The organism is Microcoleus sp. PH2017_34_RAT_O_A, assembly GCF_020737885.1.
Classification (GTDB): Bacteria; Cyanobacteriota; Cyanobacteriia; order Cyanobacteriales; family Microcoleaceae; genus Microcoleus.
Window position 1 is genome coordinate 1 of record NZ_JAEQDD010000067.1, and the last position, 25,864, is coordinate 25,864.

The 25,864-nt window shown below is 47.2% G+C and carries 7 protein-coding genes; 3 read left to right on the forward strand and 4 right to left on the reverse strand.

What is annotated here, in order from left to right:
• Window positions 1–259: 259 nt before the first annotated feature.
• The 4 genes from JGK11_RS21365 to JGK11_RS21380 form a co-directional block, all read right to left on the reverse strand.
• A complete protein-coding gene (locus JGK11_RS21365) occupies window positions 260–5,284 on the reverse strand; it encodes a PAS domain S-box protein (RefSeq protein ID WP_293182958.1) in 5,025 nt (1,674 codons plus the stop codon).
• Window positions 5,285–6,153: 869 nt separating this feature from the next.
• Window positions 6,154–7,359 carry a hybrid sensor histidine kinase/response regulator gene (locus JGK11_RS21370; protein WP_293182956.1) on the reverse strand — a complete coding sequence of 402 codons (1,206 nt, stop codon included), beginning with the start codon at window positions 7,357–7,359 and terminating at the stop codon, window positions 6,154–6,156.
• A gap of 368 nt (window positions 7,360–7,727) precedes the next feature.
• On the reverse strand, window positions 7,728–14,204 hold the full coding sequence (locus JGK11_RS21375) for a PAS domain S-box protein (protein ID WP_293212766.1): 6,477 nt from the start codon (window positions 14,202–14,204) through the stop codon (window positions 7,728–7,730).
• A gap of 171 nt (window positions 14,205–14,375) precedes the next feature.
• The gene (locus JGK11_RS21380) at window positions 14,376–14,549 is read right to left on the reverse strand and encodes a hypothetical protein (protein WP_293197684.1); all 174 of its coding nucleotides are present in this window, start codon (window positions 14,547–14,549) and stop codon (window positions 14,376–14,378) included.
• Window positions 14,550–14,816: 267 nt separating this feature from the next.
• Here JGK11_RS21380 and ppsA point away from each other — a divergent pair, with 267 nt between their 5' ends.
• The 3 genes from ppsA to JGK11_RS21395 form a co-directional block, all read left to right on the forward strand.
• A complete protein-coding gene (gene ppsA / locus JGK11_RS21385; protein ID WP_293197682.1) occupies window positions 14,817–17,294 on the forward strand; it encodes a phosphoenolpyruvate synthase in 2,478 nt (825 codons plus the stop codon).
• Between the two features lie 362 nt (window positions 17,295–17,656).
• Window positions 17,657–17,977: a DUF6464 family protein gene (locus tag JGK11_RS21390; RefSeq protein ID WP_293182948.1), complete on the forward strand. Its 321-nt coding sequence runs from the start codon at window positions 17,657–17,659 to the stop codon at window positions 17,975–17,977.
• Between the two features lie 1,443 nt (window positions 17,978–19,420).
• Window positions 19,421–25,864 (forward strand): DUF4347 domain-containing protein (locus JGK11_RS21395; protein ID WP_293212768.1); only part of this gene is annotated, 6,444 nt, incomplete at its 3' end.

Here is a 25,864-nt window from a genome sequence, read left to right on the forward strand (position 1 = left end):
ATAATTGCCATTCAATCAGAAGCGAGATCCCCAATGGCTCCTACACAAGTAGTTACTTTTGTCAAATTTCTTGTTAAGAAAGATGTTTATAAAGCATAGCTTTTTAAGGGGGATGCGAGGGGGATCTCCGGCGCATAAATAGTGTTAAGTAAACCGTATTGTTATATAACCACTTAAACAAAGAGGGCTCGCATCCCAACAACGTACCTAATCTATCTGAGAACCGCTATAACAAATAACAAATAACAAATAACAACTGTCAACCGTCAACTGTTGAACTGGTACCAGTTAAATTCGATCGCACGGGAATTTCAATCAAAAACTCCGATCCCTCTCCCAGTGTCGAAATACAGGTCAATCTGCCGCCGTGGCGATCGACTACAATCGAGTGAGAAATCGACAGTCCCAAACCCGTGCCCTTGCCCACAGGCTTAGTCGTGAAAAACGGGTCAAACAGCCTCGATCGCACTAGCTCCGGTATCCCCCCGCCGTTGTCCGCAATAGATACCGCTACGAAGCCCGCAGCAGCCTCATAAGTCCGAATCGCGATCGTACTGGGATGTCGATCGCACTCCTCGATCGTCCGCCCCTTGTCCCGTTCCTCCAAAGCATCGATCGCATTAATCAAAATATTCATAAATACCTGATTCAACTCGCCCGGAAAACATTCAACTTGCGGCAATAACTGGTAATCTTTAACAATCTGAATCCCCGGACGGCTGCTGTGAGATTTCAAGCGATTTTGCAAAATCATCAAAGTGCTGTCAATTCCCTCGTGAATGTTCGCCGACTTACCAGCAGACTCGTCCAACCGGGAAAAATTGCGTAATGATTTGACAATTTCGACAATTCGCTCGGTTCCTACTTGCATAGAAGTAAACAATTTCGGGAAATCGTCAGCAATATAATCCAAGTCTATTTCATTGAGTTTATCTAACACTTGAGCCGGAGGATTAGGACAGTAATCTTGATAAACTTTAATCAATTCCAACAAATCTAAACTGTAACGGCGAGCCGGACTGAGATTGCCGTGAATAAAGCTAACTGGGTTATTAATTTCGTGAGCGACACCAGCAACTAACTGACCCAAACTCACCATTTTTTCATTTTGAACGAGCTGAGCTTGAGTGGTTCTGAGTTTGTTAATAGCTGCTTCCAACTCTCGCGCTTTTGAACGTTCGCGCGCTTCCGATTCCTGCAAAGCTGACTCCGCTTGTTTGCGATCGGCAATTTCAGTTTGCGCTTGCTCAAACAGCGTCGATTGCTGGATCGCGATCGCTAACTGCACGCTAATTTGTTTGAGACACTCCACCTCAATTTTTAGCCATTGGCGGCAGCCAGCGCACTCGTGAGCAATCAACAAGCCCCACAACTTCTCACCTTGCAAAATCGGCACTACCAAATTAGCTCGCACCTGAAATTGAGCTAATAAATTAATGTAGCACTCAGAAAGACCGGCTTTGTAAATATCATCCACAGCTACAGTGCGACCGTTTTGGTAAGCAGAACCATAGCTGTCTTTAAAGCAAGAATCGTTAATATTTATTCCCTGAAGCGACCGCCAATTTTCAGCCACCGCCTCAACTGCTACAAAACCGCTCCAATCGGGATTAAACCGATAAATAATTGTCCGGTCTGTTTGCAGAAAATGCCGTATTTCAGCAACAGCTTTTGTCAAGATTTCTTCTAAATTTAGAGAAGAGCGAATGCGTTCCAGCATCCCTACCACCAAGCGTTCTTGTTTTAATTGCTGGCGCAAGATAGACTCGGCAAGTTTGCGGTGATTAATATCTTCAATCACAGCAATTCCGTAGCTTGGTTCCCCAAACCCGTCCCGCACTAAAGATACAGTCACATTAGCCCAAACAAATGAACCGTCTTTGTGCACAAAGCGTTTCTCAAGTGAATAATTCAAAATTTCCCCAGCTAACAGTCTTTGGGCAGACTCGACATCTGCTTCTACATCTTCGGGGTGAGAAATCTCCCAAACATTTCGTGCTTTCAGTTCCAATTCTGAGTATCCGATAATATTGCAAAAGCCTTGATTGGCATTCAAAAAACTACCTTCGGGTGACACTTTAACAATCCCGATCGCCGCTTGTTCAAATACAGCCCGAAATCGCTGTTCGCTTTCTTGCAAAGCAATTTCTGCTTTTTTGCGATCGGTAATATCGATTTCCGTGCCAAACAGTCGCACCACCTTACCCAAGTCATTTTTAACAGCTTGTCCTTTACAGTTAACGTGCCGGATTTCTGCTGATAGAAAACATATGCGGTGGTCGATGTCGAAAGCTATCCCTTCATTCACCGCCTTTTGCAAAGCTTCTGTAACGCTTTCCTTGTCATCGGGATGAATTTGCTCTAAAATTTCTGTCATTGTCGGCTGCCAATTAAATTCTCTACAGTAAACTCGAAACACTTCGGCAGACCAATTAACAATACCGGTCTCTATATCGAATTCCCAAGTTCCCATGCGGGCAATTTCTTGTGCATATTGCAATTGGTCGGCAAGTTCTTGTAGAGATGCGATTAACTGCGTTTTTTCGGCTTCGGCCCCAACGCGGGCGCTGATATCTTTGTGAGTACCCGTCATCCGCAATGGCGCACCCCATTCGTCGTACTCGACTACTTTGCCCATACCCAAAATCCACTGCCAATTTCCGGCTTTGTTGAGGATCCTAAATTCAAATTCATAGATCTCGATGCCACCTTCAAAATATAAATTTAAAGATTCTCTTGCTCTGATTCTGTCTTCGGGATGCAGCAAATTTTCCCAACCTTGGAAGTTGTTGTCAATTTCAGTGTCTGCGTAACCGAGCATTGATTTCCACTGCGAGTCGAAATAAGTTTCGCCAGTAGCTATATTCCAATCCCACAGCCCCAAAGAGCTGCCTGAAACCGCTAACTGCAATCGCTCTTGACTGAATTTTAATGCCGATTCGGCGCGTTTTAGGTCTGTAAGGTCAGCAATGATTGCCATCATTCCTATTGGTTTGCTGGCGCTATCTTTAATGCAGTCAGCTCGCAATTGAGTTTCGATAATTTCGCCGTTTTTAGCCCTGAGTGCAATTTCATTGCTCCATGACAAACCTTTCCGCAGGGCTTTAAATAATTTTCTTAACTCTTGAGATTTGGCGTACATTACTGCTGGGCCGCCGGCATTATTTAGTTCCTCAACTGTATAGCCGTAGCGTTGAATAAATGCTTGATTGTGATAAATTGAATAGCCGTCTAAATCTGCGATCGCGATTGCATCGCTAGCGCTGTCTACAGCTTGAGTTACCAAACACAGGGTATATTCGGCGTTTTTGCGATCGGTAATATCAAAAATCGCTCCGTCAAGCCACAAAACCAACCCTTCTGGATTGTAAGTCGCCCTACCCCTTTGGGACATCCAGCGCACCGACCTGTCAGCGCGCACAATCCGGTATTCTACATGATACGGCTGTTTCGAGTCTACCGCCGCTCTGATTTGTCGATCGAGCATTTCCCTGTCTGCCTTATGGATGATGCTAGCAAAACTCAAGCGGTTGTTGTGAATAAAATCCCCAGCAGCATAGCCGCTAATTGCCTCAAGTTCGTCACTCACAAACACCATCGTCCAATCAGCATCGTATAAGTTGCGGCAGATAGCGCCCGGAATATTCTCAATTAGCGATCGAAATCTGGCTTCACTCTCCCGCAAAGCCGCTTCCGTCTCTTTTAAATCAGTAATATCCAGTATCATCCCTTCCCAAACAATATCGCCTTCCGGCCCTATAAGCGTCGTAAAATTAACTCGTTCTGGTCTCGAAACACCTCGCATCCATTTAAGTTTTCCAGACCGCATAATCGCGCGCCATTCCTGCTGCCATGGCTGCATATTTACCGCCGAATAAACAATAGATTCTTGAATTTTTGGGAGGTCGTCTGGATGAATGCAACTGAACATAAGTTCGGAATTCTCCTGAATATCTTCAGGTTCCAATTCATATAAATCGCGGCTGCCAGAAGAAATGTAAGGAAAACATTGTCTGCCGTCACTTGAGAGGCGGAATTGATAAATTACTCCCGGCAAATTGGCAGCTATTTGCTGGAGTCTAGCTTGGGTTTCTTGCAGGGCTAATTGTTTCCGCTTATCCTCAGTGACCTCTCGAATTATTCCGACAAGTATTTTACTGCCGTCGGTATTTTCAAATACGGTTTTTTTTGTAGACAGAATGTGCTTAGCACCGCTGCCATCCGTAAATATTTCCTCGCTGTCGTTTTCTTCCCCGGTTCTAAACACTTCTTCGTCTTTCTCCCAAAAAAAATCAGCTTCTTCTTTGGGGAAAAAATCGTAATCCGATTTACCTAGCAGTTGCTCGCGCTGCTTGCCTATCAGCTTACAAAAAGCATCATTTAACAGTATCCAGCGGTGCTGTTCATCTTTGACAAAAATTGGATCGGCAACTGCATCGATCGTATAATTCAAAAATTTTTTATTAGCTTCCGCTTCCTCTCTGGCTAAAATTTTATCCGTAATATCGTTAATAGTTCCAGTAGTTCCCTGCGCCGCGCCGTTTTTGCCAAAAATCAAAAATTCCTGAATTTCTACCCAGCGAAATTCGCCATTTTTGGTAAGATATCGCATTTGATAGCAACAGGATATTTCTTGATTTTCAGTCGAATTTTTAGAGGAATTTAAATATTGGTGTTGGTCGTCAGCATGAATGTAACTCAAACAGGAATTTCCCAAACTTTCATCAACCGTAAATCCGGTTATTTTCGTCCAAGCAGGATTGAGAAAAGTCCAATTGCCCGCAATATTTGTTTCAAAAACTACTTCTTTGATATTGTCAACAACCTGGGGGTATTTTCCTTGACTTTTTTGCCATTCTGCTTGTCGCTTATGGCGGGCGATCGCGCACTCGATCGTCCGCACCAGCAGTCGGCTGTCTAATTCTTTTTTTATCAGATAATCTTGAGCGCCGGCGGCAATTAAATTGACAGCCAATTCTTCTTCATCCGCCCCTATCAAAATGACGATCGGAATATTGATTCCGCCATCTTGGAGGCGAAAAAAATTATTAAATTTCGGGCTATCAGGGAGGGTTAAATCTAATAAAATTACATCAAAAACATCGCTGCTTAAAATTTCTATCGCTTCCCCGATGCGAACTACATTGGTCGTCTCAATTGATGCTCTCAGTTCGCGATCGTCAGACAGCAGTTCTTGAATTAGTGCTGCATCTTGGGCACAGTCTTCTACTAAAAGAACTTTCAAGCAAGCAGGCGTTAAAGTTGATTCAAGAACAGAGGTCATACCATTTTAGATTTTAGATTTGGGATTTTAGATTTGGGAATTACTGATGAGTCTCGGGTTTCGCGCTTGTCTAAAGTTGCATTCTTTTTTTCGAGCGATATCAGTTTGCTACTTTTTATTTATCCAATAAAAACTGCTGCGGATGCAGCTACCTAGCTCCTATCATTTTATATTAAAAATTTAAAAAATTGAATAATTGGAAATGGTGGATGACTCTCATGGTTGGGAGTACGGCGAGTTGCATTCTTTTGAGGGAATGGCATCATTTTTGGGAAACTTGAACCGCAGGCTGTAGGGTGGCTGGGTACTTGCAGACGCCCGAGATTTATTGGTATGGCTTGACAGTTGACCGCTTGACAGTTGACATTTAAGTACGGGAATCAAAGCGTTGATTCATAAACAAGTCTAGGCTTTATTGATGAGGTTATTTACGTCCGCGCCCGATGTGGCGGTTACTATATAATTGAGCTATTTGCTGCAAGTTGTCCGCCTCACTCCAAACCTAGTGACCCAAATTTATCGTAGTTTTAGCGATCGTGCAAATCCACTCTATTTTAATTTACAACCTTTGGCAAGGAAATAGCAAGAGACCGGGCAAAAAATCGCGGATCGAGAAGGACTAAATTCCTGACTGCGAAGCTAGGTCAGTTACAGTGAATTTACGGAACATACTATCAAATGGTCTCGGTTGAATTACTGACAAGTAACGCCCGTTTGTAGTGAGGACTTTATGCCTATCTTTGGGATAAAGAAGGACTAAAGTCCTGACTACGAACCCGATAAAGAAGGACTAAAGTGCTCACTACGAACCTGATTCCGAACTTAATTCAGGTTTTGTTACCGGAGGCGATTTTACTGATTTGAGTCGATCAATTTTTCGGCTGTTTGGGCAGCACGACTGTAAACACGCTGCCTTGACCGAGATTGCTGCTAATAGCAATCTCGCCGTTAAAAGGTTTTAAAAGTTCTATACAAGTATAAAGTCCGAGACCAGTTCCTGTTGGTTCCCCTTCGATTTGTTCTTCGCCTTTAGGCGGCTTCGACGTATAAAAAGGGTCAAAAAGTTTTGACAAATCTTCAGGTGCTATGCCGCATCCCGTATCTGCAATATCCATGTATATGTTCGAGTTGTCTTGCCGAGTCACGATAGTTATTTCCCTGATTTTTCTTTCCCACATAGCATCCATTGCATTATTTATTAAGTTATAAAATACTTGAGAAATATAGGAATAAATTAAGGGAATATTGGTTATTGTTTCGTCATAAAAGTATTTTTTTCTAATCTTATTCTTGAAAAACATATTTCCTTCCAATAGTTGAATTTCTCGCTGTACTAAATCGTTGATATTTACAGGATGCAAATCTTGGTTTTGTTCTTTCCTGCTTTTCATCATCAGAGTATCCATAATCTGATTAATTTTTGAGACAGCTTGAAAGATGTATTTGGTATAATTGAAAAAAGAGTCTTCTTGGATTTTTGTGGCTTTTGTTTCAATCAAATCGACGCTAGTCTGGATCACTTGTAGCGGGCTTTTGAGGTTGTGCACCATTCCCTGGGTCAAACGTCCGATGATGGCTGTTTTTTCCTGGTCGATTAATTGCTTGGTTTTTTGTTCGACAAGTCTTTCCAGATTTTGGTTGAGCTGGGCTAGTTCTAGGTTTTTTTCTTCGAGTTTTTGTTGCAAGTTGCGGATTGTCAAGTGAGTTTCTATGCGGCTCAACACTTCTTCGTGCTGGAAAGGCTTAGTGATGTAGTCAACTGCTCCTGTCTGAAAGCCTTTTACTTTATCAAGGGTCTCGGAAAGGGCGCTCATGAAGATGATTGGAATGTCTCGGGTTGACGGGTCTGCTTTCAAACGCAGGCAAGTTTCAAAACCGTCAATTCCGGGCATCATGATATCCAAAAGAATCAAGTCGGGATGGATGTATTCAATTTGCTCGATCGCACTTTCGCCGTCTAGAGCCACTAATACTTTAAATCCGTAATTTCTTAACAACTCGAAAAGTACGTCAAGATTTGTTTGGTTGTCATCGACAATTAGTATGATGCTTCTTTCGGAATTCTTATCGTTCATATTTAAGGGAAAAATTAAAATGATTGAGTTGTGAGTTGTCGGTTGTAATTTTACATGAGATTCAAGGGATTTTCGGTGCCTCTAGAAACCCGGTTGCTCGGTAGGTGCCGACGTTTGCAATAGCCTCTTTATAGGGCAATACTGTTCAGTTAACAGTGTTTATTTTCCGGATATCCCCCTAAATCCCCCGGATAGTCGGGGGACTTTTAGAAGAATCCTGTCCCCCCCTTTGTAGGGGCGGTGCCCCCGTGCCTGCCCTCTTGGCTAAGGGGGGATCGGGTTTAATCCAAGCGTATTGCGTTATTGACAATCACGATCGGGGCGTGAGATTTAACTGATTTTAATTTATCGGTTGGCTACCCTCAATTTTAGGGCAAATGTTGCTTCAAAAAATCTCGAATTTGCCTGAGCTGAAATCCTTTAGCAAGTTGGCGAACGTGCTGAACAAAAGGGACTAATGTCGGGTCAGAATTTTCTAGTTTAGCAGTTTCCTCCAGGATAGCTTCAATATCGCCCATAGCAGCCAATCTTAACAAGACAAAGACTGACTCTGAACCAGGAGACACTATTGTTGAGTCAGCAATCGCAATCTCCGATAATGCTTTGGGAGTTTGAGCTTTGCGTTTTTTGGTTTCCGATCCCTCTTCGTAAATCCATTCTAGTCTCAAATGCAGGCGCAATAATTCTAAAAGGTCGTTAGTTTGAATCGGTTTGGTGACAAAATTATCGCAACCTGCAAGTATGCTTTTTTGCCTGGTAGTCTCGTAAACGCTAGCGGACAAAGCAAGGATAACCGCATCTTTTAATTCCGGCAACTGTCGCAGCCGCCTGGTGGCTTCCCAGCCGTCCATTACTGGCATCAGCAAGTCCATTAAAATTAGATCCGGTAGAAATTCCTGTGCTTTGTGCAAACAGTCTGCGCCGTCTATCGCTTCTGCAATTTCAAAGCCCAAACGAGAAAGCAGTCTGTGCAGCATGGCACGATTTACTTCGTGATCGTCTACGATCAGGACTTTCCGGTGGCTGCCTCTAAAACCGATAAGCCGGCGTTTTTCTTGGGTGGAGGGGGTTTCAGAATATTCGGCGACTGCGGGCAAGTCTATATCCAACCAAAATATGCTACCTTTGCCGGGGGTACTTTGGACGTGAATGTCGCTGCCCATTATTTTGACTAATTTTTGGCTGATGGAAAGTCCTAGTCCGGTACCTTCGACGAAATTGTTACGATCGCCTACTTGATGAAAAGGCAAAAATATTTCTTCTAGTTTATTCTGCCGGATGCCGATGCCGGTATCTTCGATTTGAAAGCGAATTTTAGCGGTTGGGGCCCGATCGCCAGTAGTTGTGGCGATCGCTTCGGGCGCTTCTGTGGTTTCCCGCAGGGCGATCGACTTTTTCGGATTGTCTAAATTCGCAGTCCAATTGATTGTTTGAGTAGAAACTTCGGCTGTCAAACTCGAATTTGTGCAGTGGGTTTGAGGATAATTTTCTGCGTAACCGACTTTGAATGTCACGCCACCGCTCACCGTAAACTTAACCGCATTGCTGAGCAAATTAATCAAAACTTGGCGCAATCTGATTTCATCAACAAAAACGTAGTCTGGCAGCGCCGACACCTGCTCGTAATTAAACGCAATTCCTTTTTGATGCGAGCGCATCTGGAACAGATCGACAATACTTTTAACAAAGCTGGGAAAATGCAGATTTGTCGGTGACAGTTCCATTTTACTAGCTTCGATTTTCGAGAGGTCTAAAACATCATTAATCAGGGTTAGCAGGTGGTTGCCACACTGGTGAACGTTGTTGAGACTTTCCTGTTGCTCCGCAGTTAAATTCTTATCCGGTTTGAGCAGTTGAATGTATCCTAAAATCCCGTTCAAAGGCGTCCGCAATTCGTGGCTCATGTTGGCGAGAAAGTCGCTTTTAGCGCGGTTGGCGGTTTCGGCGGCTTCTTTGGCTAATTGCAGGGCGGCTTCTGCTTGTTTGCGATCGGCTATTTCGGTTTGTGCTTGTTCAAATAGGGTCGATTGCTGAATGGCGATCGCCAACTGCACGCCCAATTGTTTCAGGCACTCTGCCTCCAATTTTTGCCAGGAATGCGGGCCCGTGCAGTGGTGGGCTATCAACAGCCCCCACAAGTTTTCGCCTTGCAAAATCGGCACTACCAGACTCGCTCTCACCTGGAGGCGAGTCAACAAACTCAAGTAACAGTCGGCGATGCCGGCATTGTAAACATCTTCTGTGGCTCTAATTCGGCCATCTAGGTAAAGAGGAACGTAGGCTTCTCCAAAACAGGGGTCGTAAATTTCCATTCCTATAATTGATCGGGTATTTTCGCCAACCGATTCGACTGCGACAAACCCGCTCCAATCAGGATTGAATTGGTAAATTACAGTTCTATCTACTTGCAAAAACTGGCGGACTTCTTCGACTGCTTTGGTGAGAATTTGTTCTAAATTAAGAGAAGAGCGAATGCGTTCCAGCATGGCTACTGCCAACTGTTCCCGCTTTAATTGCTGGCGCAAAAATGCTTCTGATTCTTTGCGTCTTGTGATATCTGTAATCACGGCAATTAACCCGACCGAATGGTCATTTATGTCTTTAATGCTATCGGCTCGCACCAGAGCGGTAACAGCTTCATCACTCTTGGTTCGCAGGGCAACTTCGCCGCACCAAGAGCGACCTTTGCGAATGTTTTTATAGATTTTTTTGTAACTTTTAGGCCGGATGTAAAGCGCGGCGCGATCGCCTAGCTCGTTGAGTTCTTCCACTGTGTAGCCGTAACGCTGAATGAAGGCTTGATTGTGGTAAATAGACCGCCCTTTCAAGTCGGCGATCGCGATCGCGTCGCTGGTACTTTCCACAGCTTGAGTGACCCGCAGCAAAGCTAATTCTGCTGCTTTGCGATCGCTGATATCGGTCATCGAACCCACCATCCGCAGGGGGTTTCCGGCTTCGTCCCAGACTGCTTGAGCGCGGGCGAGCACCCACTTGTAGCTGCCGTCTTTGCACTGCAAGCGGTATTCGGCGGCGTAATTGGGGGTTTGGCGATCGAGATAATCTTGGATTGTGGCTTGCACTCGATCGCGATCGTCTGGATGGATGCGATCGATCCATTCGCTGTTGCTGCTGTCGATTTCGCCGTCTGCGTAACCGATAATTTCTTGCCAGCGGGCAGATCGAAAAGCTTCATCTGTTTGAAGATTCAAGTCCCAAATTCCGTCTTGATTGCCTTTAAGAACTAACTGCCAGCGTTCTTCACTTTTACGCAATTCTTCTTCGGCTTGTTTGCGCTGAATGTGAGAACCCAACTGAGTCGCTACCGCATTGACCAATTCTACTATACGCGGTTCCATAATTGATGGATCGCGCTTGCAGAACAGTAAAATTGCCAGCACCTCTGAATTGGCGCGAATCGGCACTCCGAAACAAGCTTTCAATCCGGCTGCTGCCGCCATTTGCGATCGGGCAAAAAATGCATTATTGACTACAGAAACATCTTCAATCCATTCTACCTTTCTGGTTGACCAAATCCGTCCCGGCACTCCCAATCCCGGCGCGAACCTAATTTTCTTACTTTCCTGGCCAAACCTATCTAAATCGCGATCGCTAGCATACCAAGTTTCGCTGTGTTCCAAAACAGTACCATTAGCAACGGGTATCCAAGCTTCAGCAAAATTCCAGCCGATCGCAGTGCACAGCAACCGGAGGATATCAGGGAGAGCGCTGTGAAAATCTACCGACTTACTAATGGCTTGAGTTGCTGCCAGCAACAGCTTAATTTCATCTTCTGCTTGCTTGCTTTCTGTAATATCAGTTCCCGTGCCGAGAATTTGTTTTAACTGGCCCTCTGCTGTTTTTGCAAATACAGTATCTCGGCTGACAATCCAGCGCCAAGAACCATCCTTGTGCCGGATGCGGTACTCAATTTCAAAGATCTCTCCTTCTGTACCCGTTGCGACTTGCTGTAAATAATCAGGCATTTTGATGGCATCTTCCGGGTGCATTAAAGTTAACATCAACGGCCCCATTGCCTGAATCTCATCTACTGTATAGCCAATAATCTGAGAGATAGAAGCATTCGCATAAATATTTTTTTGTTCTATCAAGTCGTAAACATACAAAATATTAGGACTTGCCTCAGCAATGCGATCGCCGAACCGCTTGCTATCTTGCAAATCTGCTTCTGCTTTCTTTCTCGCAGTAATATCGCGAACAATGCAAATTATTTCGCCCTCCGGCAAAATTGTCAGCGAGACTTCTTGAGGGAATTGAGAGCCATCGCGGCGGCAGCCTACTGCTTCTATGCTGCAATAACCTTGGTGCGCTAAAGTCGGCATAATTTCCCGCTCAAACCTTGCGAGTTCTGCACCTTCATAAAATATTTTCCAACTTTTGCCCAATATTTCTTCGAGGGCATTGTAACCGTAGATTTTGAGTTTAGCTGCGTTGGCATAAATCACATCTCCGCTGGCATTGACAATACCTATGCCTTCGGAAGCGGCTGCCATTGCTGCTGCTTGTCGCTGGAGTTTTGACTCAAAACGTTTGCGGCTGGTGATATCCCGGACGATCGCAATAATTTCGTCATCGGTGCAGAAGACTATTCTCGCTTCAAAATCGCACAGTACATCCTGAATTGGCAGTTGATATTCTACAACTTGAATCTCGCCAGTCTCGATCGCTTGTTGATTGCCGGACAATATTTTTTCAGCAAAAGCAGCAGGCAAGATGTCTTGTGCTTTTTGACCAATAAATATGTTTTCCGGTACCAGGGTTTGGATATCTTTTGCGGGTTTGAAGTCTACAAAAGTGCCGTCGGCGCGACAGCGAAATATCATGTCGGGTATCGCGTTTAAAAGAGCGCGATTAGTGGCTTCACTTTTACGCAATTCAGCTTCAGCTTGCTTGCTCAATGTAATATCTCTGGCAACTGCATAAATTAAACTTTCTTCAGCAAAAGGTGATGCCGTCCACGACAGCCATTTATAAGTACCATCTGGGCAAATACAGCGGTTTTCTAAGTTAATAACGGGGTGAGAATTTTGAAGTTTTTCTAATTCAGCTATAGTTATTTCTCTGTCTTCTGGATGCACGAATTCTATAAAAGGTTTGGCTAGAAGTTCGTCTCGGCTGTAACCTAATACATTTGACCAAGCAGGGTTTAAGCGTTTGAAATAGCCGTCAAAACCTGCAATGCAAAGTAAATCTAGCGAAATGCTAAAGAAGCGATCGCGCTCTTGTTGTGTTTGTTTTAATTCGGTGACATCGATCACCAAACCGTCCCAAACTATATCGCCGTTGGCCTGCTTGGAGGGCTTAGCCGCGCCTTGCAGCCATTTCACTCGTTCTCCCGTAACTTGCCGCCACTGGTGGTGCCAAGATTCCTGAGTCACTGCTGAAGTTGCGATCGATCGATGCAAGTCTGAGATGTCATCGGTGTGAACTGTAGCAAAAGCCAAGCTGGCATTTTCTTCTATTTCTTCAGGTCTTAAATTGTAGAGCTGCCAACTCCCAGAAGAAACATAAGTAAAAGATGTTTTGCCATCCACATAAAGCCTGTATTGATAAATCATTCCCGGCACGTTAGCGCTGATTATTTGAAATCGATCTTCGCTCTCCTGCAATGCTATTTGTTGGCGCTTGTATTCGGTCACATCTCGCATGATTCCGACCAACATTTTAGTGCCGTTAGCTTTATTAAAAACTGTTTTCTTGGTAGATATAATGCGTTCTTGACCTGCGCTATCTGTAAAAGTCTCTTCCGTTTGTTTGGGAATACTTCTTTGCAATACTTGCTCGTCTTGTTGCTCAAAAACTTTGGCTTGTGCTGCGCCCAAAAACTCGTATCCCGACGTACCTATAAGTTCCGATCGCCCTTTTCCCATCAATTCGCAAAAAGCATCGTTTAGTACAACCCACCTATGTTGCTCGTCTTTGACAAAAATTGGGTCAGGAGTAGCATTAATCGTGTGATTTAAAAACTCTTCTGATGCTTTTACTTCGGCTTCGTAGCGATAGCGGTCGCTCACGTCCAAAATTACTTTAATCATCCGGTCGATCGAGCCGTCGCGGCCCCGGATGCAGCGCAGGGAAACCCGAGTATAAACTATTTTTCCATCTTTTTTGCGCCATCTTTTGTCTAAAATATAGCCTTCGCTCTCCCCGGCAAAAATTTTATTTAACTGCTCTAAACTAGCCTGCCAGTCTTCAGGATAGCCCCACTGTTCCCAATTTCCGTGCAAAAGTTCTTGGCGCTCGTATCCCAGCAAATTGCACAAAGCATCGTTAACTTCCAACCACTGGCATTGTGTGGGTTCTGAGAGGGAAACTGGAGGAGCAATAATCGCAATTCCGACGAGGGAATTTTCGACTACGGAGCGATATTTTGCTTCACTTTTTTGCAAAGCTTCTTGGTTGTGCTGCCGCTCAACTGCGTAGCGGAGCGATCGCATTAACACTTCGCTGTCGATTTTTCGCTTGACTAGATAATCCTGAGCTCCTGCTTGGATTGACTGCACGGCGAGTTCTTCATCGTTGTGCGCCGTCAGTACGACGATCGGAGTATTGAGGCTGTATTCTTGTATGTTAACAATTGTACTTATGTCTTGGCTGTCGGGCAGCGAAAGGTCAAGTAAAATCACATCAAAATGTTCGCCGAGCAAAATTTGCTGCGCTTTGCTGAGACGGTCTGTACAGCTTACTGACAGCCTTTGGGGTTCGGCTCGGCTGACATTTGTTTCTAATAACAATTCTTCGATTAGATCGGCTTCGGCTTGATTGTCTTCGACCAGGAGAACTTTAAAGCCGTTTCGCTTGGCGGTTGGGCTCAAAACTGATATCATATACCTTGTTAATTATCGTAAGGCAGTCGAGCTAATTATTATAGCATATAAATAATTGAATGCCAAAATAACGCTGGTAAAAAATAAAATTGCTTGCGTCCAAAAACTACAATGTTCTACATCGACTGTGTTTTTGCTCTAAGTAGGTCAACCCAATCAGAGGTAAAATTTTTACGGTTTTGAGAATCTGGGTTGCTGGAGGAAACAAAACTGCTCGGTGTTGTGTTTTGTGGGCGATCGCCGCGATCGAATCGCTTCACCGTCAACAGTCAACACAATTTGAGCGGTATCCCCGCACCGCTGCGCGATCGGCGCCAATAAATCCGTGGAAATTATGTCTGACATTGACATTTTTACAATTTTTTTTATGATAGCTTACCTAAACTCCCCGCTGCCATTTCTTTACTTTTTGCAATTAAATAAATCTTCCCCAGGGGTCTTGCCATTTAGCAAAAAAGTTATAAGATAGAAATAGAGGCAATTAAAAACTAGGCCGGATACAGACGCGAAAAAAATCTGAGCTTTTGGGCAACAAAACTACATTTAAAAATTGACACTCCTTTGTTTACTGTCCTTTAACCGAACTGGTCTGAATGTGAGAGGAAAAAAGCAATGCTAGACAAATTAGCAATTCAAGAAAAACAAGTTTTAATTCCCAAAGAAAAAGCCTTAATATTGTGGTTTGATGAAGTCGGGATAGCCGACATCCCATTAGTAGGGGGTAAAAATGCTTCATTGGGGGAAATGATTCAACAGTTAACCCCCAAAGGAGTCAGCGTCCCCAATGGATTTGCAACTACAGCATACGCTTATCGGTACTTCATCGAGTCGGCGGGTTTAGAAGCAAAATTGCGCGAAATTTTTGCCGATTTAGACGTAGAAAATCTCCAGAACCTCCGCATCAAAGGGAAGCAAGCGCGGGCGTTAATTCTCGATACACCGTTTCCGCGAGACTTGCAAGTGGCGATCGCAGATGCTTACGATCGACTGTGCGATCGCTACGGCGACAGTACAGACGTAGCAGTCCGTTCGTCCGCCACCGCCGAAGACTTACCAGACGCCAGTTTCGCCGGACAGCAAGAAACCTACCTCAACGTCCACGGTTGCACCAGCGTCCTCCAATGCTGCCACAAATGCTTCGCCTCCACCTTCACCGACAGAGCGATTTCTTACCGCCAACAACGAGGTTTCGACCACTTTGAAGTCGCCTTATCCGTCGGCGTGCAGAAAATGGTGCGATCGGACTTAGCATCCTCCGGCGTCATGTTCAGCATCGACACCGAAACCGGTTTCAAAAATGCCGCCCTAATCACCGCCGCCTACGGATTAGGAGAAAACATCGTTCAAGGAGCAGTAAATCCCGACGAATACCTAGTTTTTAAACCCACATTAAAACAAGATTTCCGCCCAATTCTCGACAAACGCCTCGGCACCAAAGACATCAAAATGGTGTACGATCTCGGCGGTTCCAAATACACCAAAAACCTCTCGGTAGCCCCAGCAGAACGCGGCAAATACGCCCTTAACGATGAAGAAATTCTGCAACTAGCACGTTGGGCCGTACAGATAGAAGAACACTACTCTCAAGTCCGCGGCACCTACACGCCGATGGACATCGAGTGGGCAAAAGACGGCAATACAGGCGAACTATTCATCGTCCAAGCGCGGCCGGAAACAGTACAATCACAAAAATCTGCTACAGTTTTACGCAACTACAAATTGCAAGGTTCCAGCGCAGTTTTGGCAACAGGGCGTGCCGTTGGTGAAGCTATCGGACAAGGTAAAGCCCGCGTAATTTTAGACGTTCACCAAATCGCTGACTTTGAAGCAGGGGAAGTTCTTGTTACCAACAAAACTGACCCGGATTGGGAACCGATCATGAAAAAAGCCAGCGCGATTGTCACCAATTCCGGCGGCCGTACTTGCCATGCTGCGATCATTGCCCGGGAAATGGGAATCCCCGCCATTGTCGGCACCGGCGACGGTACTAAAGTCTTGCAAAACAATCAAGAAATTACTGTTTCTTGTGCTGAAGGAGAGGAAGGCAAAGTTTATTCCGGTTTAGTTCCTTTTGAAATTCAAGAAATTGCGATCGACAATTTGCCCCGCACCCGCACTCAAATTTTAATGAATGTCGGAAACCCAGAAGAAGCTTTTGGTTTGTCAGCAATTCCTTGCGATGGCGTAGGGTTAGCGCGGCTAGAATTCATCATCGCCAACCACATCAAAGCGCATCCCTTGGCACTGATTCACTTTGACGAATTGACCGACACATCAGTCAAGCGCCAAATTGCCAAACTCACAGCACTTTACAAACACAAACCCGATTTCTTTACCGACAAATTAGCCTGCGGAATTGCCACCATCGCCGCCGCATTTTATCCCAATCCAGTCATCGTGCGGATGAGCGATTTCAAGAGCAACGAATATGCTAATCTGCTGGGAGGGCGGCAGTTTGAACCGAAGGAAGAAAACCCGATGATCGGGTGGCGCGGCGCTTCTCGTTATTATGACCCGAATTACCGCGAAGCTTATGCTTTGGAATGCAAGGCATTAAAGCGAGTGCGCGACGAAATGGGCTTGACAAATGTAATTCCGATGATTCCGTTTTGTCGCACGCCGGAGGAAGGGCGCAAAGTGTTGGCCGAGATGGCGAAACACGGTTTAGTCAAGGGTGCAAATGGCTTGCAGGTGTACGTGATGTGCGAATTGCCCAGCAATGTCATATTTGCTGACGAATTTGCCCAGGTTTTTGACGGATTCTCGATCGGCTCCAACGACTTAACTCAGCTAACATTAGGATTAGACCGGGATTCTGCCTTAGTCGCCCACATCTTTGACGAACGCAATGAAGCTGTGAAGCGGATGGTGGAAATTGCCATTAAAGCCGCCAAGAAGTACGATCGCAAGATAGGCATTTGCGGTCAAGCACCCAGCGATTATCCTGAGTTTGCTCGCTTCTTGGTTGAGTTGGGAATTGATTCGATTAGTTTGAATCCCGATTCGGTTTTGAAGACTTTGCTTGATGTTGCTAAGGTGGAGGCTTCCAGTGCGGTGATGGATTTAGCGGCGCAGGTTGCTAAAGTTTAAGGGAGTATCTCAGTTTTGCATTTTTTCATTTATAGTGCTGTCCCCGCTCGCGTATTATACAATACGCGAGCGGGGACAGCACTCAAATAAAAAAATTCTTTTTACAAACATGAGATGCTCCCAAGTGTAACCCCTCTCCCGTTCGTAGCGAGGAATGCAAGTCCTCTGATTTAGAAAGGACTTGCATTCCTCACTACGAACCTATCCACAACAACCCTTACCAGCAAACGGTTAACGCACGGGCGGCATAGTTTGAGATTTCACTGGGAACTTTCCTGATTGAAAACCGTCTGTTACCCGATGATTTTAGCTTCGGGATTATGTAAATAAAAAACAAGATTATTCACAAAAGCTCTGAAAATGTGTTTACAGTTCTCCTGATTATTGTCATAGGTTTGGCTCCGTCGCTGGTGTCTTTGTGGGTGATGCGCTCTGCCGAGAGGCAAGTCAGCGAGAGAATTGCAGCGGCCAGGCGGGCGGTAGCAAATAGACCCCTGCCTGCTCAACTAGCAATGGGCGATCGCATTTACGTAGAAGGCCTGGGTTATCCGATCGGCGATATCACTTGCGAGTATAACGCTCGCTCTAATTACATTCGCTGTGCTGTGAATCCTTCTGGGCCCTGTCAAGATTGTCGGTACTATCAAGCCAGAACTCTTGACGTTCGCGCCCAAAAGATATAGGTTGTATTGGGGTTGTTGTATGCGAATATTTGCTGAGGTAGTAATCCATCAGTTAATATGTACTTACGTGGAAGGGTTGTTGTTGAAGCTTTTTGGGGACTAGCCGCGCCCAAACTAAGTAATTAAAATCTAATCGAGCAGTATTGCTGGGTTAAATTGGCCCTAACTAGCGGATGACGATCGGTGTTTTTCTAGTTGATGACTTGCGCTCAGAAACCAGATTTAGATTGTAAATCTTGGTTGGGCTGCAAAAAATCTAGGAATAAATCGGGTTTCTACTCTCTTGGGCGTAACTGGGGGAGACCCAGGAAAATCGCAAGTAGCTTACCAGCAAATCTGTAAATCGATTTCTCCAAAACATCATGAAAAATTCAGCACTAACAATTGTCTCCAGCATTTACCTTAAACAGAAATCCGCTCGAAGACTCTAAGTTGAAATTTTGAGAAGTTGCTTGTGGGTAACAATATTCTATTTTTGGCGATCGCAGATGAACGCAGTCTCAAACCTGGATTGTTGTCACTAACTAGACTGCAAGTCATAAATTTTTAATCCGCCTCGTCGATACAGGGTATGCCGATTTCAATTAAATTACACCGCCCAAAAACAATGCAGACAAGCCCCCGACTCAAGTCGCGAGCAGCCCAAAATTTTAGACTTTAGACTAAAGTTCAAGCTCCCAGATTCATCTGGCCAGGAAATCTAAAATCTAAAATCTAAAATTGACTGACATAGATGGGAAACTGCCACCCTAATTTCGTTCATCCAACCAAGTGTTAGCTTTCAGAAATGGTAAATTTTTTCTGCCCATAAAGTGTATTAGACGATCGACAGAAAACCTCATCAAGTAATTTTTTGAGGCTCGCTGTTATTGTCTGCTGCGGGAGGTAAGATATCTCCTTGTTAAAGATACACCCGCTCACAGAAAGCCGAAGGCAAAATATCACCCGATAGATAGATTATTACCATTAAAACTGTCCTGTCTCAGCCCTCGCGCAGGCGATACAGCACTTTTGCTGGTTAATGAAGTAAAAAAAGTGATTTCGCTCCGAAACCGTCTGTTTGTCAGGGTTATGACGTGTTTCAGAAGTCTAATCGGCCGACATCAAATCGGCTGTATTTCCAATGCTATCCAATAGCAAGATAGCAGAAATTTATGCTGATGAAAATCGGCATATTACTCTTTTTAACAGAATACGGTTGAGTTAAGATCGATCGCCCTAACCTCCATTTAAAAAAAAGGGGGATACAAGAAATTCTCTTTCGTCCCCGCAACGATTCGGGGGATGGGAGGAATCTCCGGGGAAGAAACAGCACTAACTGAACCTTATTGCTTTCTAAAAGTCAAACAACAGAGCAACTCAGTCTCAATTAAGCCTTGTTAAGAGGTGATAATTATTACCTCTTAATGGGTATATTGTATACAATCAGCAAGGTATCAGACAATGAAAAGCATTGGCAACAAACCAATTTTCCTGACTCAACAAAAAGCAGTTGACACCACAAGCATTGGCAGGAAAAACTCCCGAACTACCGCAACTTATCCTCAGGAAAGACAAATAAAACAAGTAAAATCAGACTGGTCTTTCCTGTCTCCAAAAATTGGTGGTGGCGCGGAAATTGAACACCTAGAGAGAGAATTTTTGCGATCGACCGAGTCGGTAGGCCCCCGGAATGTAAAAAATATACTGTTCATCGATGCCAGAGTAGAGAATAGTGACAGCTTGGCAAGAGGAGCAACAGCGGATACAGAGGTATTTTTACTGGACTCGATGCGGGATGGAGTCGATCGAATTACTAGAATTCTTGCTAATTACAGCGATTTAGACAGCCTTCAAATAGTTGCTCACGGCCAAGAAGCCAGAGTACAACTGGGGTCAGTAGAACTGTGCAGCGACAACTTAGAAACCTACAGCCATTTGTTGCAGCAGTGGGGAAACTCCCTCAGCGAGAGAGGAAATATCTTATTATTGGCTTGCCGGGGAGCAGCCGGGGAAAGCGGCCGGGCCTTCGTGCGGCGACTCAGTGAAATTACGGGTAGAGAGATTGCAGCTTCCACAGGCTTGGTAGGGAGTGCGGCGCTCGGTGGCGATTGGGAATTAGAATTTGCGACAGGAGAAATAAGGGCCAGGATTGCCCTTGAGCAAAAGGTGCTGGAGGCATACAGCGGAGTCCTCGGTACCTTAGTCAACGAAACATTTAGGAACGCCACAGTCAGGGGGCCTTGGCTCTACCGAGGACAAGACGGCAGGGTATTCGACCCCAGCTCAGTCTTTGAAGCCAACAGGCAAAGGATTCCCGGTATCACCGGAGGAAGTTCATCTGGGATACTTCCCGGTTTGGGTGGCGATGTACCACCCTCTGGGGCTTTGCAATTGACGACCAACGGTGTGGGACTGCCAGCCTTTGTTCTCTACGACAACCCCATACCCTCCACAGAGGGTCTGAAAATTACCTTCGATTTCTTTGCTTACAACGGCACTACTCTCCAAGGCCCAAACGGTTTTATCAGCCCGCAGCCAGGGGACGGCATTAGCTTCTTCCTGATTGACGGGTCAGCTAGCCCTACAGCAGCAGGAGGCTTTGGTGGTTCTTTGGGGTATGCCAACAACACCAATGGCAGCCAACCCGGATTGGTGGGAGGTTATTTGGGCATTGGACTCGATGAGTTTGGGAATTTTTCTAATGATACGGAAGGACGTGTTGGTGGAGCAGTAAATGGTACCATTCCTGGTTCAACTCTCGAAGGCTACAGACCTGATTCCATCACTCTCAGGGGTCGTCAAGCAGATAGTTATCGATTTTTAACAAACGCGATCGCCCCTTTAGGTATCGACAATATCCCCAAAAGTATTGACTTTTTAGATGCTGGGGGTACTTATGACTTCGACAATACTGTCACTACCAGTCGAGATGCAGCGAAAAGAAGCATTCAAATTACCCTAGCCCCCTCAAATTCAGCAACGCCCAACAGGCTCACCATTGCCCTAGACCTGAATAACGACGGCTTGTTCACCGGCGCGGGTGAAACTCTGATCGATATCCCCAATCTAGCAACTGCAAACGGAGCGATACCGCCTAATTTCAAATTTGGTTTTGCCAGTTCGACGGGAGTTGCAAGCAACTTCCACGAAATTCGCAACCTCGCAATCGAGACTGTCAATCCTACTCCCACCATCTCTGCTGATGTGGCCACCATCAAAAGTGGCCCGCAGTTCATCAAAACAGGTGCTGGCAGTATTACCTACACCATCACTACTACTAACAAGGGGACATCGCCGGCTGAACAAGTTTTGGTTCAAGACGAATTGCCTCCGGAACTCGTTCCTGTCGGCGGAGCCAATCCCATTCGCCAGATCAGTGGGGGTGGCCTTTACTCAAGCACGACGCGGAACGTCACCTGGCCGAAAATTCCCGTTCTCGGTGTCAATCAAAGCGTCACCTACACCTTGTCAGTTGCTTTACCCCCAAGTCTAAATCCTGGCAGCAGCTTAACCAACACCGCATTCAGCAGTGCCAGCACTTTCGACCCCGATCTCAGCAACAACGACGGTTCAACGTTCATAGGCCAACAACAGACTACTATTTCCCCTACTGTTGCCGATCTCGTTACTACCAAAAGCGGCCCCGTCACTTCTGTGGCCGGGTCAACGATTACCTATACCCTGACCACAGCCAACCTGGGGCCAGACCCGGCTCTCAACGCGACTATCACTGACAGCATTGTTCCCGGTTTGACTGGAGTCAGCGCATCGGACAATGGCACTTACAATCCGGCTACAGGGATTGTCACCTTCCCGGTGCTGACATCCCTAGCCATCAGTACAACAGTTAACCGCACCGTCAGTTTCGTTGCTCCACCGACCCTTACTTCTATCAGCAACACGGCTCGCAGCAGCTCGGAGACACCCGACCCCTTTCCCCGCACCAACGACGGCAGTACCACCAATAAAGACGGCACTCCCACGAATTCCACTGTTGTCACGACTATTACGCCCAGCGCTGATGTGGTAACAATTAAGAGCGGGCCGACGGGTGCGCTGCCTGGAACCCCTGTCAGCTACAGAATTACGACAGTCAATAACGGGCCGAGCCAAGCAGAAGCCGTCACGATCGCTGACAGCATCATTCCGGGCTTGACGGGAGTCACGGCATCGGACGGTGGCACCTATAACGCAGTTACGGGGATTGTCAGCTTCCCTGCTGTTGCGATCGCCAGTGGCGTTACAGTCAATCGGACGATCGGCTTTGTGCCCCCAGTCGCCCTCCCCTCAATCAAAAACACGGCAACAAGCTCCTCGGCGACTCCCGACCCCACCCCAGGAAACAACAACGGCACAAACCCTGAGTCCAGTGTCAGCACTACGCTCGGAGCTATTGCCGATGTTGTTACCACCAAAAGTGGACCCACAGCTACTACGGCCGGTCGCACAATCAGCTACACGATCGCCACAGCCAACATCGGCCCGAGTCAGGCAGATGGCGTCACGATTACTGACAGCATCGTTCCCGGCTTGACGGGAGTCACGGCATCCGACGGCGGTACGTACAACCCAGTTACCGGGATTGTTACATTCCCTGGGATTGCACTCGCCAGTGGCGCATCAGTCAATCGGACGATCGGCTTTGTCGCCCCAGGTACCCTGACCTCAATCAGAAATACGGCTCGGAGCTCCTCGACGACTCCCGACCCGATCGGCACCAACAACGACGGCAGCACCACCAATCAAGACGGCACTCCCACCAACTCATCTGTTGCCACCAGCATCACGCCCAGCGCTGATGTGGTAACAACCAAAAGCGGCTCGACGCTCGCCATTCCCGGTGCTACAGTCAGCTACACGATCGCCACAGCCAACAACGGCCCGAGTCCGGCAGAAGGCGTCACGATTACTGACAGCATCATTCCCGGCTTGACGGGAATCACGGTATCCGACGGCGGCACCTACAACGCGGCTACAGGGATTGTCACTTTCCCGGGTATTTCGATCGCCAGTGGCGTATCAGTCACTCGGACGATCGGCTTTATCGCCCCAACAACCCTGACTAGCGTCAGAAACACGGCAAAAAGCACCTCGACGACTCCAGACCCAGCCCCTGGTAACAACGACGGCACAAGTCCGAATGCCACTGTCAGCACTTCGATCGGTGCTGTGGCCGATGTGGTAACTAGGAAAAGTGGGCCCGCGAGCGCCAATCCTGGAACCACAGTCAGCTACACAATTAGCACGGCCAACAACGGCCCGAGTCAGGCAGAAGGCGTCACGATTACTGACAGCATCATTCCCGGCTTGACGGGAGTCACGGCATCGGACGGCGGCACCTACAACGCAGCTACGGGGGTTGTCAGCTTTCCTGCTATTGCGATCGCCAATGGCATTACAGTCAATCGGACGATCGGCTTTATCGCCCCAACAACCCTGACTAGCGTCAAAAACACGGCAAAAAGCACCTCGACGACTCTTGACCCCACCCCGGGAAACAACGACGGTTCCGATCCTACTGCCACTGTCAGCACTACCCTCGGTGCTGTTGCCGATGTCGCAACAACCAAAAGCGGGCAGACGATCGCCACTGCTGGAACCACAGTCACCTACACAATTAGCACGGCCAACAAGGGCCCGAGTCCCGCAGAAGGCGTCACAATTACTGACAGCATCATTCCCGGCTTGACAGGAGTCACGGCATCCGACGGCGGGGTTTACAACCCAACCACAGGGATTGTCACCTTTCCTGCGATTGCGATCGCCAATAACCTTACAGTCACTCGGACGATCGGCTTTGTCGCCCCAGCTACCCTGACTAGCGTCAAAAACACGGCTCGGAGCAGCTCAGTCACTTCTGACCCCACCCCGGGAAACAACGACGGTTCCGATCCTAATGCCACGGTGACCACCACTGTCAGCACGACACCGCGCCGCAACATCCCCCCTACAGCAGAAAACGATAACGTCACTCTGGGGCGTAACAGCGCTGCCAGGCTCGCGAACTTGGGAGGAACAGACACAGACGGCACTGTGGTTTCCTTCACGATCGACACTTTGCCTCCAACAAATGAAGGCGTCCTATTTTTGGGCGACCCAGCTAACGGTGGAGTAGCGGTTACAGCCGGTCAAGTCCTGACGGCGGCTCAAATCAAGCAGTTGTTCTTCCGATCCACAGGCACTTTTACAGGGGCAAACTTTACCTACAGCAGCACGGACGATCGAGGAGATCGGAGTCCCGCAGCTACCGTTGCCCTAATTCCGCCGCAGTTCAAGGAACCGCCGGTACCAGTCAATACCAACTCTCCTGTGGCGCCGAACGCCACCATCAACCTCACGGGGCTGATAGCAAACGACCCGGATAGCCCGATCGCTTCTTACAAGATCGACACTCTGCCCCCGGCAGACCAAGGCGTCCTATTTTTGGGCGATCCGGCTAACGGCGGAGTGGCAATTACACCAGGTCAAGTCCTCACCCCAACGCAAATCAACCAACTATTCTTCCGGGCCACAGGCGCGTTCAGAGGGGCCAGCTTTACCTACAGCGCGACAGACACCACCGGGTTGCCCAGTCCGGCCCCCGCTACTGCCTCCCTGTTCCCGCCTCCGGTTAACCTACCCCCGGTTGCTAACAACGCCAGCGTCAGCTTGCTGCCCGGTAGCGCTATCAATATCCCCGGACTCGGAGGATCAGACGACGGCACTGTGGTTTCCTTCAAAATTGAGACTCTGCCGCCAACTAATGAAGGTGTGCTGTTCTTGGGCGATCCGGCCAACGGGGGAGTACGAGTTACAGCCGGTCAAGTCCTGACACCAGCTCAAATTACTCAGTTGTTCTTCCAGGCGGGCACCGATTTTAAAGGGGCAAACTTCACCTACAGTGCCACCGACAACCTCGGCGCTACCAGCCCGGCCGTTGCTACTGTCTCCGCACTGCCGATCGCACTTAACCAACCGCCGGTACCATTGAATGCCAATACCTCGGCGGCCCCCAGCAGCACGATTACCGTGCCCGGACTAGCAGGCCGAGACCCCGATCCGGGCGATACGATCGCCTCCTTCGACATCAAAACCCTGCCACCAATAGCTCAAGGTCGTCTGTTCTTAGGCGATCCAGCCAGCGGCGGAGTTCCAATTACGATCGGTCAGATCCTGACGCCTGCTTCGATTAACCAATTGTTCTTCCAGGCATCGGGCAACTTCACCGGTACTACCTTTACCTACGGCGTCACAGACAGCCGCAGCCTAGGCAGTCCCACTGCGGCAACTATCTCAATTTTGGCCGCACCCGTCCCGCCCACACCCACACCGCCCACACCCACACCGCCCACACCCACGCCAATTCGGCAACCGACGCCCACACCTACCCCGATACTGGTACCCACGCCCACACCAGTACCCACGCCCACACCAGACATCCCGCAGCCACCGACACCGACACCCACACCAACACCCCCGCCTATTTTCGGGCCAGTACCCGAACCTGATACGGGCTGCGATTGCACGCCCTTACCCCTGCTGCCTCCGATTACATTTATCCAACCGCAGGCAGGGCAAATACTCAACTTCGACTCTAACGCCGTAGAACTCACCGACATCCAAAACACGATCCTCGGCACTCCCGAAGACGACTATTTAAGCGGGAACGACACTAACGAACTGTTTCTTGCCGAAGCTGGGAACGACATAGTTTTAGGTGAAGACGGCGCTGATATTGTCTTCGGAGACCAAGGGGCAGACTTCATCGCTGCCGATAAGGGCAATGACATCGTTTACGCGGGCAAAGAAAATGATGTGGTGTTTGGAGGGAAACAAAACGATCGCATTTTTGGCGATCGCGGTGCGGACTTATTGTCGGGCGATCGCGGTGATGATACGATCGTCGGCGACAACGGCAACAACATC

What these genes read in the sequence shown, in the direction of transcription:
- JGK11_RS21365 (WP_293182958.1), bottom strand. Translation starts at nt 5,284, where the DNA reads ATGACCTCTGTTCTTGAATCAACTTTAACGCCTGCTTGCTTGAAAGTT.
- JGK11_RS21370 (WP_293182956.1), bottom strand. Translation starts at nt 7,359, where the DNA reads ATGAACGATAAGAATTCCGAAAGAAGCATCATACTAATTGTCGATGAC.
- JGK11_RS21375 (WP_293212766.1), bottom strand. Translation starts at nt 14,204, where the DNA reads ATGATATCAGTTTTGAGCCCAACCGCCAAGCGAAACGGCTTTAAAGTT.
- JGK11_RS21380 (WP_293197684.1), bottom strand. Translation starts at nt 14,549, where the DNA reads ATGTCAGACATAATTTCCACGGATTTATTGGCGCCGATCGCGCAGCGG.
- ppsA (WP_293197682.1), top strand. Translation starts at nt 14,817, where the DNA reads ATGCTAGACAAATTAGCAATTCAAGAAAAACAAGTTTTAATTCCCAAA.